The sequence below is a fragment of the Spirosoma terrae genome, assembly GCF_010435915.1.
Classification (GTDB): domain Bacteria; phylum Bacteroidota; class Bacteroidia; order Cytophagales; family Spirosomataceae; genus Spirosoma; species Spirosoma terrae.
The window spans coordinates 1,029,379-1,045,308 of sequence record NZ_JAAFZH010000001.1 but is presented as its reverse complement, the minus strand read 5'-3'; the positions used below and the strand labels follow the sequence as shown (position 1 = coordinate 1,045,308).

General features: G+C 48.7%; 13 protein-coding genes. 8 read left to right on the top strand and 5 right to left on the bottom strand.

Features of this window, described 5'->3' with window-relative positions:
- The first annotated feature begins 27 nt into the window (after window positions 1–27).
- The 3 genes from argS (at window position 28) to GK108_RS04580 (ending at window position 3,484) form a co-directional block, all read left to right on the top strand.
- Window positions 28–1,812 (top strand): arginine--tRNA ligase, encoded by a 1,785-nt coding sequence (gene argS / locus GK108_RS04590; RefSeq protein WP_163943844.1) that lies wholly within the window; start codon window positions 28–30, stop codon window positions 1,810–1,812.
- A gap of 60 nt (window positions 1,813–1,872) precedes the next feature.
- Entirely contained in the window at window positions 1,873–2,490 is a 618-nt protein-coding gene (locus GK108_RS04585) for a glutathione peroxidase (protein ID WP_163943413.1), read from the top strand.
- Window positions 2,491–2,578: 88 nt separating this feature from the next.
- Window positions 2,579–3,484 carry a 1,4-dihydroxy-2-naphthoate polyprenyltransferase gene (locus tag GK108_RS04580; protein WP_163943409.1) on the top strand — a complete coding sequence of 302 codons (906 nt, stop codon included), beginning with the start codon at window positions 2,579–2,581 and terminating at the stop codon, window positions 3,482–3,484.
- A 21-nt stretch (window positions 3,485–3,505) separates the two neighbouring features.
- On the opposite strand, the gene GK108_RS04575 is transcribed toward GK108_RS04580, so the two are convergent.
- From GK108_RS04575 to GK108_RS04565, 3 genes are all read right to left on the bottom strand, one after another.
- Window positions 3,506–3,907 carry a hypothetical protein gene (locus GK108_RS04575; protein WP_246224656.1) on the bottom strand — a complete coding sequence of 134 codons (402 nt, stop codon included), beginning with the start codon at window positions 3,905–3,907 and terminating at the stop codon, window positions 3,506–3,508.
- Window positions 3,908–4,155: 248 nt separating this feature from the next.
- Window positions 4,156–7,590 carry an isoleucine--tRNA ligase gene (ileS, locus tag GK108_RS04570; protein WP_163943406.1) on the bottom strand — a complete coding sequence of 1,145 codons (3,435 nt, stop codon included), beginning with the start codon at window positions 7,588–7,590 and terminating at the stop codon, window positions 4,156–4,158.
- Between the two features lie 248 nt (window positions 7,591–7,838).
- Entirely contained in the window at window positions 7,839–9,161 is a 1,323-nt protein-coding gene (locus tag GK108_RS04565; protein ID WP_163943404.1) for an OmpA family protein, read from the bottom strand.
- Between the two features lie 270 nt (window positions 9,162–9,431).
- Here GK108_RS04565 and GK108_RS04560 point away from each other — a divergent pair, with 270 nt between their 5' ends.
- From GK108_RS04560 to GK108_RS04540, 5 genes are all read left to right on the top strand, one after another.
- Window positions 9,432–9,644 (top strand): hypothetical protein, encoded by a 213-nt coding sequence (locus GK108_RS04560; protein ID WP_163943402.1) that lies wholly within the window; start codon window positions 9,432–9,434, stop codon window positions 9,642–9,644.
- 357 nt (window positions 9,645–10,001) lie between these two features.
- The gene (locus GK108_RS04555; protein WP_163943400.1) at window positions 10,002–10,550 is read left to right on the top strand and encodes a DUF4833 domain-containing protein; all 549 of its coding nucleotides are present in this window, start codon (window positions 10,002–10,004) and stop codon (window positions 10,548–10,550) included.
- 18 nt (window positions 10,551–10,568) lie between these two features.
- A complete protein-coding gene (locus GK108_RS04550) occupies window positions 10,569–11,393 on the top strand; it encodes a sterol desaturase family protein (protein WP_163943398.1) in 825 nt (274 codons plus the stop codon).
- A gap of 157 nt (window positions 11,394–11,550) precedes the next feature.
- The gene (locus GK108_RS04545; RefSeq protein WP_212592710.1) at window positions 11,551–12,402 is read left to right on the top strand and encodes a DUF2306 domain-containing protein; all 852 of its coding nucleotides are present in this window, start codon (window positions 11,551–11,553) and stop codon (window positions 12,400–12,402) included.
- Between the two features lie 288 nt (window positions 12,403–12,690).
- On the top strand, window positions 12,691–14,709 hold the full coding sequence (locus GK108_RS04540) for a tetratricopeptide repeat-containing sensor histidine kinase (RefSeq protein WP_163943395.1): 2,019 nt from the start codon (window positions 12,691–12,693) through the stop codon (window positions 14,707–14,709).
- A gap of 52 nt (window positions 14,710–14,761) precedes the next feature.
- Here the strand turns inward: GK108_RS04540 and GK108_RS04535 are convergent, their stop codons facing one another.
- Window positions 14,762–15,274 carry a hypothetical protein gene (locus GK108_RS04535; protein WP_163943392.1) on the bottom strand — a complete coding sequence of 171 codons (513 nt, stop codon included), beginning with the start codon at window positions 15,272–15,274 and terminating at the stop codon, window positions 14,762–14,764.
- 81 nt (window positions 15,275–15,355) lie between these two features.
- Window positions 15,356–15,913, bottom strand: a complete 558-nt coding sequence (locus GK108_RS04530; protein WP_163943390.1) for a hypothetical protein — start codon at window positions 15,911–15,913, stop codon at window positions 15,356–15,358.
- Window positions 15,914–15,930 lie beyond the last annotated feature (17 nt).

The following is a 15,930-nucleotide window of genomic DNA, read 5'->3' as shown; positions in this document are numbered from 1 at the left end:
TTGTGATTCGTAATGGAATCCAACCGAATGGACATACAAGAGCAATTAAAATCCGATATACAGCAAGCTATCCAGGCACTTTTCAACACCACCGTTGACGACGTTGTCTTACAACCCACCAAAAAAGAATTTGAAGGACTTTACACCTTCGTTACGTTCTCATTAACCAAAGCACTTCGTCAGGCCCCAGCCCAGATTGGTCAGGCTATTGGTTCGTGGCTTACCGAAAACAGTACGATTGTTAGCGGTTTCAACGTAGTACAGGGCTTTTTGAACATCAGCATTGCCGATGCGGCCTGGCTCAATGTACTGAACGATATTGCGACGAACCCATCATTTGGAAATCTCGCCGCGAAGAATCAATCGGTTATGGTTGAATTTTCGTCGCCAAACACGAACAAACCGCTTCACCTCGGGCATTTACGGAACAACTTCCTGGGCGATTCGGTCAGCCGGATTCTGAAGGCCAACGGATACGACGTCGTAAAAGCCTGCATCGTAAACGACCGGGGCGTTCATATCTGTAAGTCCATGCTGGCTTACAAAATGTTTGGGAACAATGAAACGCCCGAGTCGGCGGGAATGAAAGGCGATCACCTGATCGGTAAGTACTACGTTCTGTTCGATAAAGCCTACAAAGCACAGATTGAAGAACTGGTTGGTCAGGGAACTCCAAAAGAAGAAGCCGAGAAAAAAGCGCCCCTGATGCTCGAAGTGCAGCAAATGCTACGTCTGTGGGAACAGGGCGATCCTGAAACCGTAGCGCTCTGGAGCCAGCTCAACGCCTGGGTGTATGAAGGTTTCGACGCTACGTATCGTACCATTGGTGTGAGCTTCGATAAGACGTATTACGAATCGAATACGTACATTCTCGGAAAAGAAATCGTTGAAGAAGGCCTTCAGAAGGGCATTTTTTACCGGAAAGACGACAGTTCGGTCTGGATCGATCTGACGGAAGAAGGACTCGATCAGAAGCTCGTGCTACGTTCCGATGGTACGTCGGTGTACATGACCCAGGATCTGGGCACGACCGACCTTAAATACGAGGATTTTCATACCAATCGCCAAATCTGGGTGGTCGGCAACGAACAGGATTACCATTTTAAAGTTCTGTTTGCCATCATGCGTCGATTAGGCCGGTCGTATGCCGACGGTCTGTATCACCTGTCGTACGGCATGGTCGACCTGCCAACCGGTAAAATGAAATCCCGCGAGGGAACGGTTGTCGATGCCGACGATCTGATTCAGGAAACAACCGAAGCCGCTGCCAGCGCGGCCGACGAAGCGGCTAAAGGCAAACTCGATGAGTTCAGCGAAACCGAGAAAACAGCCCTCTTCCGGATGCTTGGCCTCGGTGCACTGAAATATTATCTACTGAAAGTTGACTCGCAAAAACGGATGCAGTTCAACCCTGCCGAATCCGTTGACCTGCACGGCAACACCGGACCTTATATTCAGTACGTTCACGCTCGTATTCAGTCGGTTTTACGGAAAGCGGCCGACACCGGTGTTTCGGTAGAAGGCCAGGTTTCGGTAGAACAGTTGGACGAGATCGAACAGCAACTGATCTTTCTGTTGAGCCAGTATCCGCAACGCGTACAGGAAGCGGGCGACGACTATGCACCCTCGTATATTGCTCAATACGCGTACGATCTGTCGAAGACATTTAACCAGTTTTACGACAAGCTTTCTATCCTGAAAGAAACGGATTCGGCTAAACTGCATGCCCGTCTTGTACTGGCCAAATCGGTTGGTGAAACTATTCGTAAGGCAATGGGTTTATTGGGCATAGACGTACCTGAAAAAATGTAGATCTAATCGTTCATTCTCAGCGTATATTTCCTTCCAAACTCTATAAATAATCCCAAATCAATGAAAAAAACAGTTCTGCTACTGACTCTTGCTGTCGTAGCTCTTGCGACGACCAGTTTCACCTCGTTGTCGACCCTCGTTAAAGGTATTTTTGCCGACAAACGGGAAATGGCCGTCATGCCAGCCAACGCTCCGGCTCCGACCAAAACGCTCTATGACTTTACCGTAAACTCGCTGGACGGAAAGCCTGTAGCCCTGAAAGGTTTCAAAGGCAAGAAAGTGGTGATTCTGAACGTAGCGTCTAAGTGTGGTTTTACGCCACAGTATGCCGATTGGGAAAAATTCTACAAAGATCACGGCGACAAGATTGTTGTTTTAGGTTTCCCAGCCAACAACTTCAAAAGCCAGGAACCCGGCTCTAATGAAGAGATTGCCGAATTCTGTAAGAAAAACTACGGCGTTACGTTCCCGATGTTCGAGAAAGTATCGGTGCTGGGCGACGATCAGGCTCCTCTGTACAAATGGTTGACAACGAAAGACATGAACGGCTGGAATGACAAAGCGCCAACCTGGAATTTCTGCAAATACGTGATCAACGAAAAAGGCGAACTAACGCATTTCTTTGCGTCTAAAGTGAAGCCAGAAGACGAAGAATTCAAAAAAGCAGTAGGTATTTAATTAGTGAATGGGTGAATAATAGAATGAGTGAATACTATTTAAAGTAAATATTCACTCATTCTATTATTCACCCATTCTATCATTCAACATGAAGAGTTGGATTGCTGCGGCCCGCCCGCGCACATTACCGCTGTCGTTAGCCAGCATCATCCTGGGCAGTTTCCTCGCTGCGGGGGCCTCCTTATCAGGCAACCATTTTAGCTGGCAGATTGCTTTGCTGGCGGCATTAACCACCATTTTTCTACAGGTGCTTTCCAACTTCGCCAATGACTATGGCGATGCGGTATCGGGAAAAGATACCGAACTCCGCGTAGGGCCCCGCCGGGCCGTTGCTACGGGCGACATCACCAAAGAATCGATGATGCGTGGTATCATCCTGATGTCGATTCTATCGTTAGTCAGTGGCATCGGGCTGTTGGTCGTGGCGTTCCTCAATGCAGGCCCAAAGCTTTTCTGGTTTTTTCTGGTACTTGGATTGCTCAGTATTGCCGCAGCGATCGGGTATACGAATGGAAAACGCCCCTACGGATACGCTGGATTTGGGGATATTGCGGTTCTGATTTTCTTCGGATGGGTTGGAGTTTTGGGCACCTATTTTCTGCACACCCTGACATTCAATCCAATCTTACTGTTGCCAGCCACGAGCGTTGGACTATTTGCTACCGGCGTGCTGAATGTCAACAACATTCGCGATATTAAAACCGATACCATGACCGGTAAACGGTCGATACCGGCGCGTTTGGGCTTACAACTGGCTATCCGATACCATTGGGGCTTATTATTAACGGGTATGTTCTGTGCGATAGCCTATTCGTTTCTGACTGATGCTCCCGCCACTGGTTACCTCTACGTATTAGCGTTTCCTCTCTTCTTCATCAACGGTAGAGCTGTTGCTACGCACAAACAACCCGCCGAACTTAACGCCCGGCTGGGTCAGCTGGCCATGTCAACCCTGCTATTCGTAATTCTTTTTGGCCTGGGACAGGTTTTGTAGAGCGCTATTTATTGATGTTCATCAGGATTGAGCCATATTCAGAACTTGATGCATTTTCAGCAAGTGCCGTACCGGCCAGTCGGTGAGGTTGTAGGTATTGAATTGAGATCGTCTTACCGAGAGCAGTCTTTCAATGCGTTTGCGTTCCCCCTCGGGCATCTCGACCCATCGATTAGGCAAATCGTGCAGTAGTTGATTGATCTGCAGACAAGCCGTAGTTGGGACCGTGAAATAGGTAGCTAATCGCTCTATTTCCGATAATTTCCACAGATCGGGTTTAGTACGTCGATTCCGTATGGCCCCACTACTTAAACCAATAACGGCACTTAACTGCTCATCGTTAAGCTGGCATTCACGAAGCCGCCACATAACGGCCTGATAACTATTCACAAAAGATCGTAGTGTGCTTTGTAAAGGTTCCATCAAAGGCAGCTTGTATTTACGTGTTACGATAGATTAGCCCCGAAAGATTCTGACCAGAACCTTACCAAAGAGCGTAGCTTACCAAATTGTTTGTACAAGTTTCGTGCCGATTATCTACAAGTATTCCCCTTAAGTAGCATTAATAATTAACATTATCGGGCCTATTTATTTAAATGTGTTACCAAACCTCTAAAAGCAAAAAGGCTTACTCATACGAGTAAGCCTTTTTGCCTGGTAATCAACTAAAACTACGCTTTATCTACTTGCAGGCGAAGCTGAAATTCGTCCATGTCAATTTCGGTGGCTAACGGCCCCCGGCCGTTCAGGTCGCCAACCAAATCAAGCGATACGGCCTGTACTTCCTGTTGAATGTAATCGCGATTGGCTTCGATAGCTGTAGCCAGTACGTCGTCGTTACGTTCCAGCACAATGGTAATTTTATCAGTGACCGAGAAGTCCCGGTCTTTACGAAGATTCTGGATACGGTTCACAAAGTCGCGGGCGATCCCCTCCCAACGAAGCTCGTCGGTTACGTTCACGTCGAGCGCTACTGTCAGACCGCCTTCGCTGGCTACCAGCCAGCCCGGAATGTCTTCCGTTAAAATTTCCACATCAGCTAACGTAATAACCCCAACCGGCAGTTGCCAGCTTCCAGAAGCTTCCAGCTGTTTTAGATCGTCTTCGCTCATTGCCGTAATGGCAGCCGCTACGTCCTTTATCTGCTTACCAAATTTCGGGCCTAAGGCTTTGAAATTGGGCTTCACCTTTTTCTTCAGGATACCGCTGGCATCGTCGACAAACTCGACTCCTTTTACGTTAACCTCCGACATAATGATCGGTGCTACGTGTTCAATCTGCCGACGGGTATCGGCGCTCAATACGGGAACCAGCACGCGACTCAATGGCTGACGTACTTTTAGCTTATGCCCCTTGCGTAACGAATGCACTAACGACGATACGTCCTGTGCCAATTCCATCGACGTTTCCAGCTCGGTATCGATCAAGGCCTGTTCGGCTTTGGGGAAATTCGTTAAATGCACGGATGTATTAGCTCCCGTCAGATTCTGATACAGCCAATCCGCGTAGAATGGTGCGATTGGCGACATCAATTGCGCTACCGTTGTCAAACACTCATGCAGTGTTTCGTAGGCCGCCTGTTTGTCGGCAGTCATCTTCCCATCGGACGAAACTCCAGACCAGAAACGCCGGCGCGACAGACGAACGTACCAGTTCGATAACTGATCGTTCACGAAATCCTGAACAGCACGGCCCGCTTTCGTTGGGTTATAGCTATCAAACTGCTCTTCAACTTCCAGTATCAGCGATTGGAGTTTCGACAAAATCCAGCGGTCCAGTTCAGGCCGTTCGGCCACCGGGATGCTACGTCCGGCAAAGGAAAACGCATCCAGATTGGCGTAGAGCGCAAAGAAATTATAGGTGTTCGATAACGTACCGAACAATTTCCGCTGTACTTCGCCAATGCCTTCGGTATTGAACTTGAGGTTATCCCAGGGCTCCGCATTGGTGATCATGTACCAGCGCGTAGCATCCGGTCCATATTGCGCTAACGTAGCAAACGGATCGACAGCGTTACCCAGCCGCTTCGACATTTTATTGCCATTCTTATCGAGCACGAGCCCTGTCGACACTACGTTTTTGAAAGCAACGGAGTCGAAGAGCATCCCGGCAATGGCATGAAGTGTAAAGAACCAGCCACGCGTCTGGTCAACGCCTTCCGAAATAAAATCGGCAGGAAATGACCGGTTGAATACATCCTGATTCTCGAACGGATAGTGCCACTGCGCGTACGGCATTGCTCCTGAATCGAACCAAACGTCGATCAGGTCTGATTCGCGCTGCATTACCCGGCCCGACGCCGACACGAAATAAACTTCATCAACATAAGGGCGGTGCAGATCGTAGTCGCCACCACCTAGTTTTTCGAGGAAAGCGTTGTTTTTACTACGTTGCTCATCGGTCAGTACATCGCTCGATTGAGCCGACTGAACCCGCTTTTTCAGCTCATCGACTGAACCGATACACACTTCTTCACCGGTTTCTGAACGCCAGATAGGCAACGGTGTTCCCCAGAAACGGCTACGGCTGAGGTTCCAGTCGACCAGATTTTCGAGCCAGTTTCCGAAACGCCCCGTACCCGTACTTTCGGGTTGCCAGTTGATGGTTTTGTTCAGTTCTACCAGCCGGTCTTTTTTCGCTGTTGTGCGGATAAACCAGCTATCGAGCGGATAATACAAAATTGGCTTATCGGTCCGCCAGCAGTGCGGATAGGGGTGCTCGTATTTCTCCACCCGAAACGCCTTATTCTCTTCTTTTAGCTTGATGGCGATCAAGACGTCGGTTGGCTTGAAATCGGGATCGGCCCGTTCTTCGTCAGAATAATATTCTTCTTTGACGTAACGACCGGCAAAATCCGTGATTTCGTCCACAAACAAGCCGTGCTTATCGACAATAGGCACGTCCTTACCGGTTTCGTCCTTCACCATGATAGGCGGAATGCCAGCCGCCTGCGCAACCCGGAAGTCATCGGCCCCGAAAGTCGGCGATGTATGCACTACGCCCGTACCGTCTTCGGTGGTCACGAAATCGCCCAGAATAACGCGGAACGCGGGTTTATCGGGCTGAACATAAGGAAGTAACTGCTCATATTCGACTCCTTCGAGATGCTGTCCTTTAACTTCAGAAACAACAGCCCATGGAATAACTTTATCGTTGGGCAAATAGGCATCAAAAGCCGGGCTGTTGACGTCGGCCTGATGACCCTTCTCGTTAAACCAGCGGCTCACCAACGCCTTTGCCAGCACTACGTGAATTAGCTGAAATGTATATGGATTGAACGTCTTGACCAGTACGTAGTCAATATCTTTCCCAACGGTAAGTGCTGAATTGGCAGGCAGTGTCCAGGGTGTCGTTGTCCAGGCCAGAATATACACATCGGCATCCGACGAATCGAAAAACAGGAAGCCCGATTTGCCCGTTGGCTTCACTTTAAACTGCGCCACAACGGTTGTGTCGCGAACGTCCTTATACGTACCGGGCATGTTCAGCTCGTGCGAGCTTAGCCCCGTTCCTGCCTTTGGTGAATAGGGTTGAATGGTGTATCCCTTATACAGCAAATCTTTGTCGTACAGCTGTTTGAGCAGGTACCACACCGATTCGATGTACTCGTTTTTATACGTAACGTACGGATTGTCGAGATCGACCCAATAGCCCATTTTCTGGGTCAGGTCGTTCCACTGATCCGTAAACCGCATGACCGTTTCGCGGCACTTTTTGTTATAGTCTTCAACGCTGATACCACCTTCCGATTCCGGCTTACCGATGTGATCTTTAGTGATACCCAGTTCTTTTTCAACCTGAAGCTCGATGGGCAAACCGTGGGTATCCCAACCGCCTTTGCGCTCAACCTGAAAGCCCTGCAGCGTTTTATACCGGCAGAAAATATCTTTAATCGTCCGGGCCATTACGTGGTGAATTCCGGGGGTTCCGTTGGCTGAAGGCGGCCCTTCAAAAAACGTAAATCGAAGCGCCGGAGCGTTTGGACTTCCTTCGCGGATGGCAACAGACTGCTCGAAAACCTGATTCTGGTTCCAATACGTTAAAACTTCGGCCGCGATCTTCGCGTAGTCGAAGGACTCATATTGCTGATACTTCACGCCTGACATAATCGAATGCACGAGTGGCTCCTATGCTATTCGTGCGGTTAAAAAAATGAGTGCAAAGATACGGAAATTGACTGGGGCAAGAAAGCTATAGACCAATACGTATCGTTGGTAATCTTTATTCTGTACCAACACTAGCGTGTCTTAAAACAGTTCGTTTGCCTACGAACAGAATAACCGAGCCTTCGGGCAGCAGATACTGGACTGTTTATCTGCTACCCGAAGGCTCGGTCGTGGTTTTAGAACAGGGATCAGATTATCAGGATAACAAACTCAACCCGGCGATTTACTTTACGTTCTTCATCCGTGCCTTTCGTTAAAATTGGGCGTGTATCGCCATACCCGATCGTCTGGATACGATCGATATCGATGCCTTTCTGGACCAGATAGCGCTGGCAGGCAATAACCCGATCGCGGGAGAGCTGAAGATTCTTATCGTGATCCCCAATAATGTCGGTGTGCCCTTCGAGCCGAATGGTCATATTCGGGTTATCGTGCATCATGGCTACCAGCTTATTCAGTTCGGCATAGGAAGCCGACAACAAATCAGCTTTCGACATATCGAAATAGACATTTTTGAGGGTTATCTTATCGCCCACGGCCAATGGAGTCAGCGCAATATCGCGCGTTAGTTTTTGTCCGCCCACGGCCTTGCTCAAATCCAAAACGCCGTTTGCGGCCTGATACCCGCGCGCTGAAGCAATGTACGTATAGACCTGTCCTTTCACCAGATTCATTTTATAGGCACCGGTTGAGGCAAAACTTTGCACGGAATCGACAGCCTGCTTACTGGCCGAAAACTGGTAGCTGATGGTGGCCGTTACGGGACGTTTATTTTTCACATCGCTCACTACGCCTGATACGGCTATCAACGTCGGTGCTGGTGCTGGCTTGGTTTTAGGGCTTTCCATCTCGCCACCCGTTTCGCCCGACATCTCCGGTAATTTAGTGGGCTTGGTCGGCGATGAAGGTTTGGGCGGCACCGGCGTTGGCGTGTGAACGATCGGATCGGCGGGGTTATCGACGTAGAGATCGTACATGTTCCAGCAATAGTACTGATCGCTCGAACACTCAAAAAGATCAAAGTGCTCCAACCCTTTATCCAGGCGTTCAAAGTACAGGCGAAAATTATATCGTTGGCCAGAATAGGTTGGTGTACCAAGAAGAATTTTTTTACCCGTATTCCGATCGATCTGCTCTCGTTTTACGGGAATACCTTCTGCCTTCACAAAAGCAAACATCCGCGCACCATTGGCCGCTATCAGATGCCCAGCCGGATCAATAGCGATTTCTCCTGTTGGTATTTGTCTCCTTTGCGGGTCTCGTGGATCATATTTCGGAGCGCCCCGTTCTACATACGTCAGATCCAGAATAGTATAGTCCTGAGTTACCCGAATACTATTTACGGTTGGTACCTGATGTTCGGCATGACCAGCTGAGGGCTGGCCGCCAGAGCCAGGATATGAATCATCGGGATATTGTTGCCCACCCGTTCCACCCATTGGATAGGTGCCAAAAGCACAGCCAGAAGCAATAAGTACCAGACCTAGAAAAACAATAGAGCGCTGCTGCATATACACAAATACGGTGTAGAATATGGTTTCCAGCAACAAATAAACACGATTTAGCTTTATATATAGTAAGCTACTAAATACATAGAATTATAAGGCTTATAAGCAGCAAGCCGCTGTTCATTCTGAACTAATTACACAGAATATGGCCCGATCTTTCGTAGAAAGCTTATTTCGGGTGTCGAAACGTTTCGCCAGAACTAGCAGATCCTCGGCTACTGGCCTATTTTTGAGTCTAAAAATCAATCAACAGCTACCGCCCAAAACTCATGTATGAAACTCTATCTGAGCAAGGAATCCGCTGATTTTACCTTTACCGAGCAGGCGAAGAAATACTACAGCCTGTGCATTCGATCACGGATTGATACGTATGGATCGCCACCACCCGCCGGTACGTCTATCCGGGGAAACGCCGATGTAGAGAGCATGACCATCAAACACGTTGGCTTCAGCGATTCTACTTTACACATCATGCTGGGCGATTAAAAACTCTTGACGCTACGTTCCCACTATTTTTTTCAGACTCGTAGGGGGAAACAACTGGGCAGTTGTCATGAGGTCAACTAAGACAGCTTATACTCATGACTCAACCCAATCATTCACTTAAGGTACTCACCGACCGGCCCAAATTGGCCCGTATTCCCGCTGCTGCTTCAGCACAACGGCCGCCCGTCTGTCCAGTAAGCAATGGGGCTTCCAAATCGCATGCTTGCTGTAAGGTTTGCCGGAAAAACCGGATGGCGAACTAATCGTATTCAGACGCTACGTTCTTCCACAGTCCTGTGAATTCAGGACACATTACCCTATTGCCGATACGTTTCGATTAACGCAACAACAGCTACAATGACTCTTAAAACCATCGCTATCTTGATGCTACTCACGCTCTGTTTCGTCCAGAGTTACTCGCCAGCCCAGGCGCATAAAAAGCCGACTCCGGCGCCTTTGTCAAACCATCATCAACTTTTTTACATCCAACGTAGCAAGGATGCGAACATCATCATGTATGATGCAAACGTAACATCTGATGGTCGTTTTGATACGGAAAAACCAGTCGACGTTTATTGGATACGGTACGCTGATAAAGGCCAGCGGGAAGACTTAAGTGCGTTTCAGTGGCAAATGGCTTATGGCTACAAACAACATCGTACGGCTAGTGAGACCGATGCTTCCACAATTAGCCTGAATGCCTTCAAAAAATTGCCCATCCGGGTAACGTATCATCACGGACATCCGGTCGCCATGACAATTATCAATGGCCAGAGTGCCTGTCTGGAACGCGTGTTTGTTCAGGTAAATCCGCGCTCAGGCCTTATCCCCAAGATCGATTACATCGAGATCTACGGTACTCATCCCGAAAACAAAACCCCTGTTTACGAACGCATTAACCCGTAGCCTCCCGTTCGCCAAATCATGAATTTCTCGTCAATTTCCTCTACCGTACAGCCTTTGCTGTTGTACGCAGTGCCGCTTATTGTCTGTTGCGTTCTATTGGAGTGGTGGCTCACGCAGCACGATGCGGATAAACACTATAACAAACACGATGTCAACGCATCGATAGGCATTGGCCTCGGTAGTCTGCTCATCAATGCGTTGCTGAAGACAATCACCGTTGGTATCAGCTGGTACTTTTACAAGCTCATTCCCTGGCGACTTCCCGATACGTGGTGGGTATGGCTCATGGCCTATGTGAGTATTGATCTCTGTAACTACGTAGCCCATTATACCGCCCATAAACAACGCATCTGGTGGGCAACCCACGTAACGCATCATTCGTCGGAGCATCTGAATTTTACTACGTCGTTCCGCAACTCCTGGACTCAGTATCTTAAAATTGTGTTCTTTATTCCAGTCTGGCTGCTGGGTATTCATCCAACTATTGTGTTTGCCTGCTATCAGCTCGATTTGCTCTATCAGTTCTGGATTCATACCGAAATGATCCCCAAGTTACCGCGCTGGCTGGAATACGTGTTCGTTACGCCCTCTCATCACCGCGTTCACCACGCTCGCAATCCGCAGTACATCGATAAAAATTTTGGAACTACGTTCATCATCTGGGATCGGCTCTTTGGTACGTTTCAGGAGGAAATCGAAAAGCCGGTATACGGCCTGACAAAGCCCGTGAAGTCGTACAATGTCCTCTACCTGAACTTCCACGAGTGGGCCGACATTTGGCGCGACCTTCGCCAAACCAAAACAGTTCGACAGGCTTTGCTGGTCCTGTTTGGGCCACCATAACAATAGAATTCTGAACACATCGGTTCTGTTCACCATCAACGGTACCTAAATCATCTGTAAGCTTTCTCTTCGCCCTTCAACCGCTAGCTTTCTAGCGAAAAAGAAACCATATTTGTCTTCCTCTTTTAACTGATAATCAATCAACTCCCCTACTGACATGGTCAGTAACGATATTCCACCGACAGCTCGCTGGCTATTTATGTCGAAGCTGAGTTCCAGCCTCCTTCACTGGTCGGGCCGCATCCTGACTATAACGGTCTGGAGCAGCGCATTTCTGTTCGGTCTCTATATTCTGGCTTTTTATGCTGCCGCCTTGTATCAGGGCGATATGCAACGCTGGAACGGAGTGCTTCCGCGCTTATATGCGCCGGGCGCGGCTACGGCTACCACTGGCATTGGTGTTCATTTTGCGGCCGGGGGCATTATCCTGATTTTAGGCAGTATCCAGTTACTCGACTCGGTCCGGGTTCGTTTTCCGGCTTTGCACCGCTGGATTGGCCGACTGTATGTGCTGGCTTGCCTGTTGGCCGCTGTAGGTGGCCTGGTGTTCATTGCTATCAATGGCACAATTGGCGGGCCAGTCATGAGTGTTGGCTTTGCGCTTTATGGGCTTTTAATGGGCTGGGCAGCCGTAGAAACCTACCGGCACGCGGTTCGGCGGAATATAGAACAACATCGGCTCTGGGCACTCCGACTATATGCCCTGGCTATCGGTTCCTGGCTGTATCGCATGGATTATGGTTTTTGGGTCATGTTTACCAATGGACTGGGACATACACGCACCTTCGATGGCCCATTTGACCAGGTGATGGCCTTCTTCTTCTATATTCCGAACCTGCTGGTCGTAGAAGTCCTTGGTCGGACCGGAACGTACCGGGCCTCGTCAGCCCTGAAATTACTGGCATCCGGATTATTAATACTGGCAACGGTTTTCTTAGGTGTGGGCACCTACTATTTTACGCTATACTATTGGGGGCCGGCTATTGTTAGCTGGCTGGGTATGGCTTAGGCTTTTCGGCATCACGAACAGCAACACAACGATCGGAATCGCCCAGCTACGTACTACAAAAAACACGATCTGACCCAAATGTATCCTCTATAGGAAAACCTATATTCTGCTCCGTTCGCATTGTTGGGATCAGGAGAATTCGTTTACTTAAGCCTTATTTATCAGCGCGATAAGGCCTACTTAAGTAAACAATCCACACCCTATTCCCTGACGATGATCCACACCGGCATTTCTTTTAACATAAACAGGTTCCTAAAAAAAGTTATCGGTGTAAGCGCCGTCGGCATCGTGTCTGCGCTTTTTGTTTGCTTACAGGCTCAGTCCATCACCACTCTTCAAAAAGAACTGACAACCACCAAATCCGATACGCACCGCGTCCGGGTTTTATATGAGTTAAGCCATGCGTATTGGCTGAGTGGTCAGGATTCAATAGCCATTTTATACAGCAGGCAATCGCTCGAACTGGCCAGAAAGCTTAATTTTCTGAAGGGCGAAGGCAACGCCCGGCTACGTCTCGTTCGTATTGAAGCCGACCGCCAGGCCGACCTGGAAGGTGCCTACGCCCAACTCGACACCATTTTACAGATTGCGACCCGGCTAAATGATCGGCATATGGAAGCCGAGTCGTATGTACGGAAATCGCAGTTGCTGGGCGATAACCTGACTCGGCAAAAGGAGATCATACCGTTGCTGGATAAAGCGAATGCCATTTTTGTTGAATTGGGCGATAAATCATGGCAGGGCCTGATTTATAACGAAAAAGCGCAATTCGCCAGCCGTGGTGGCCGATACAGCCAATCCGTCGAATTTTACCTGAAAGCCCGGCAACTTCAGGAAGAAGCCAACGACCTGGCCGGGCTTCGCTCAACCCTACCCAATCTTGGGGTTGCCTACTCGGCCCTGGGTCTGTATAAAGAAGCGCTGAAAATTTTTGATGAGGCTTCTGTGGTAGCCCAAAAACGCGACGATACTATTTTAAAAGGGTTTGTACTGAATCAGCAAGCCGATATTTACGAAAAAACAGGGCAGTTTGGTAAAGCACTGAAAACACTGACAGAAGCAGCCGCTATCCATAAAAAAACCCAGACAACGTACTGGCTGCCGAAAACCTACTCCCGCATGGGCAAAGTCTATCTGCAACTTAAAGACTACGATAATGCGCTCAAATACACAAGTTTGGGAGACAAATTGTATCGGGAGGTAGTCGACTCAGAGGATTTTCTCGACCACCTTGTTCAGATTAACTACAGCAAAATTCACCTCGCCCGAAACGAGTATACGCAGGCCATCCGTTACGCCACCGAAGGATTGAAATGGACCAACGATTCTGATCCGCCGTTGCTGGCAGAACGGTCGGAGTACCATTTGATACTCGCCAATGCTTATGAAGCGTCGGGCAACGTAGCAAAAGCATTAGCGCATTATAAACAATACAAAACCGACTCCGACTCGCTGCTCAATAAAGAATCGCTGCAAAAAGCAACGGTTTCGGCCATGAATTATGAATTCGATAAGCAACGACAGCAAACGCAGTTGAGTTTACAAACGCTCAGGAACGAGAAACTAACCCAGTCCCGCAACTTTCTTATCGCGTTGTCGGTGCTGGCGCTATCGATTGCCGGATTGATATTCTGGTCGAACCGCAAACTCACGCACAAAAACGAACAGCTGACCCGTAAAAATCAGGAAATCGAAGAAGCGCTCTACAAAGGACAGCACCTGGAACGAAAGCGCGTAGCCTCCGAACTGCACGATAACCTGAATACCAAACTGGCCGCCTTACGCTGGCGTATGGAAGCCTGGGACGTATCAGATTATAGCGCGGCCGATCAAACGATGTATGCCGGTCTTATCCAGATGCTCGAAGATATCTATTCCGATGTGCGACTAATTTCGCACAACCTACTCCCTACTGAGCTACAAACGCACGGGTTGGCTTCGGCGCTACAAAAACTAACGGACAAGCTAAACTACAATCCTGATATTCAATTCAAACTACACGTAGGTACCGATTATCAACGGCCCAGCTCTACCGTGGAATTTGAGTTGTATAACGTAGCACTTGAACTGATCAATAACAGCATAAAGCATTCTCGGGCTAGTCAGGTTGTACTGAATCTGGCCCATAATCCTCAACGAACACGGCTATCCGTTAGTGATAATGGTGTTGGCTTTACGCCGGACCCGAAAGCTAGCGGCATTGGCCTTCATAACATTATGACCCGCATTGATACGTTGGCCGGGCATATCCATATTAACAGCAGCCCCGGCAACGGAACCTGTGTAGACATAGATGTTCCTGCCTGAGCCTGCAATAACGTACCGCTCAACGAACCTTGTGATAAACGATCACCTTCAGTTAGTCCGTGTCTTTTTTACGTAGTGTAGCCACTACCCGACCATTTTCAATGATGCGCGTGCTTAACACGGTTTGGGCAGGAATAGCCAGCAATAACGTAGGCTGCGACGTAACCGGCAGTGGATTTTTGGTCAGACTCGTATCGGCCATTTTGATGTAACGGACCGTCAGTACCGAATCCTGGACAAATACGCGGCTTATCGACAGCTTTGGCGGTTTGTTGGTTGGCGGCAGGGCAATACCAACAACCATCTCGTGGGAAAAGTTGGGCTTATCGACTCGTATGCCAGCACCATCAACTGGCTTAAAAATCTCCTCGAACCTGTCGGGTGTCTCAAAAACGAATAACGTTGGTTTCCCTTTCGTTACGGGCGCATCGCTACTGAGCGAATACCCACTCAGCATCCGAAACTTTAACGTAACCTGGGCCAACGTAAGGAAGCTTACACCCAGCAAACCAGTAAAAAACAGAAATTTACGCGAACGATGTTTAGAGGAAGCAAAAAACGACATACTTGTAATCAACTACATAGGCAATATATAGTGTAACGTCGATAGCGACGTATCAGTATTCAGGGTCGTTAGAAAAGAATGCTATTTCGGTTGCTGAGACGTAGCATCCAACGGATTTTCGACATTGATAGCCGCTACGTTAAAACACGAGTTCTCGTTATCGCTCTTGCATTCGAACAGATCGAAGGTGTCAATACCTTTGTCCAGCCGTTCAAAATACAGCACAAAGGGTAACTTCTCGTCATTTTTGATTTCGACCGTTTCCGGCGACATGGGCACGCCTTCCGTCTTCAGGAGTTTAAAGGTTCGCTTCCCATCCGACGTAGCCAGCACAGCTTTCGGATTAAACGAAATACTACTCGTACCGTAGAAATTCGAGTAGCGATCGCGCTGATCTTTTGCGTAGGTCATATAAACGACCGTATAACTGGCGGTCAGCCGAACCTCCGTTACCCGAATATCCGGGTCCTGCGAATGGCCAAGACCTCCTTGCGGATCGGGCAAAATCCGCGACTGAAGTTTATACGTCGGCTGGCTTGGCTGATAGTATTCGGCCCCGTCGGCTGGGGCATTCACAGCCGGAGGCCGGTTCGACGTACAGGCGGAGGCAAGCAGCAGAAGGACGACGTACGGTTTCATAGTTTTAAGTTACGACC

Coding starts and splice junctions, on each gene's coding strand:
- GK108_RS04555 (WP_163943400.1), top strand. CDS start 10,002: ATGACTCTTAAAACCATCGCTATCTTGATGCTACTCACGCTCTGTTTC.
- GK108_RS04585 (WP_163943413.1), top strand. CDS start 1,873: ATGAAAAAAACAGTTCTGCTACTGACTCTTGCTGTCGTAGCTCTTGCG.
- GK108_RS04565 (WP_163943404.1), bottom strand. CDS start 9,161: ATGCAGCAGCGCTCTATTGTTTTTCTAGGTCTGGTACTTATTGCTTCT.
- argS (WP_163943844.1), top strand. CDS start 28: ATGGACATACAAGAGCAATTAAAATCCGATATACAGCAAGCTATCCAG.
- GK108_RS04535 (WP_163943392.1), bottom strand. CDS start 15,274: ATGTCGTTTTTTGCTTCCTCTAAACATCGTTCGCGTAAATTTCTGTTT.
- ileS (WP_163943406.1), bottom strand. CDS start 7,590: ATGTCAGGCGTGAAGTATCAGCAATATGAGTCCTTCGACTACGCGAAG.
- GK108_RS04575 (WP_246224656.1), bottom strand. CDS start 3,907: ATGGAACCTTTACAAAGCACACTACGATCTTTTGTGAATAGTTATCAG.
- GK108_RS04545 (WP_212592710.1), top strand. CDS start 11,551: ATGGTCAGTAACGATATTCCACCGACAGCTCGCTGGCTATTTATGTCG.
- GK108_RS04580 (WP_163943409.1), top strand. CDS start 2,579: ATGAAGAGTTGGATTGCTGCGGCCCGCCCGCGCACATTACCGCTGTCG.
- GK108_RS04560 (WP_163943402.1), top strand. CDS start 9,432: ATGAAACTCTATCTGAGCAAGGAATCCGCTGATTTTACCTTTACCGAG.
- GK108_RS04550 (WP_163943398.1), top strand. CDS start 10,569: ATGAATTTCTCGTCAATTTCCTCTACCGTACAGCCTTTGCTGTTGTAC.
- GK108_RS04530 (WP_163943390.1), bottom strand. CDS start 15,913: ATGAAACCGTACGTCGTCCTTCTGCTGCTTGCCTCCGCCTGTACGTCG.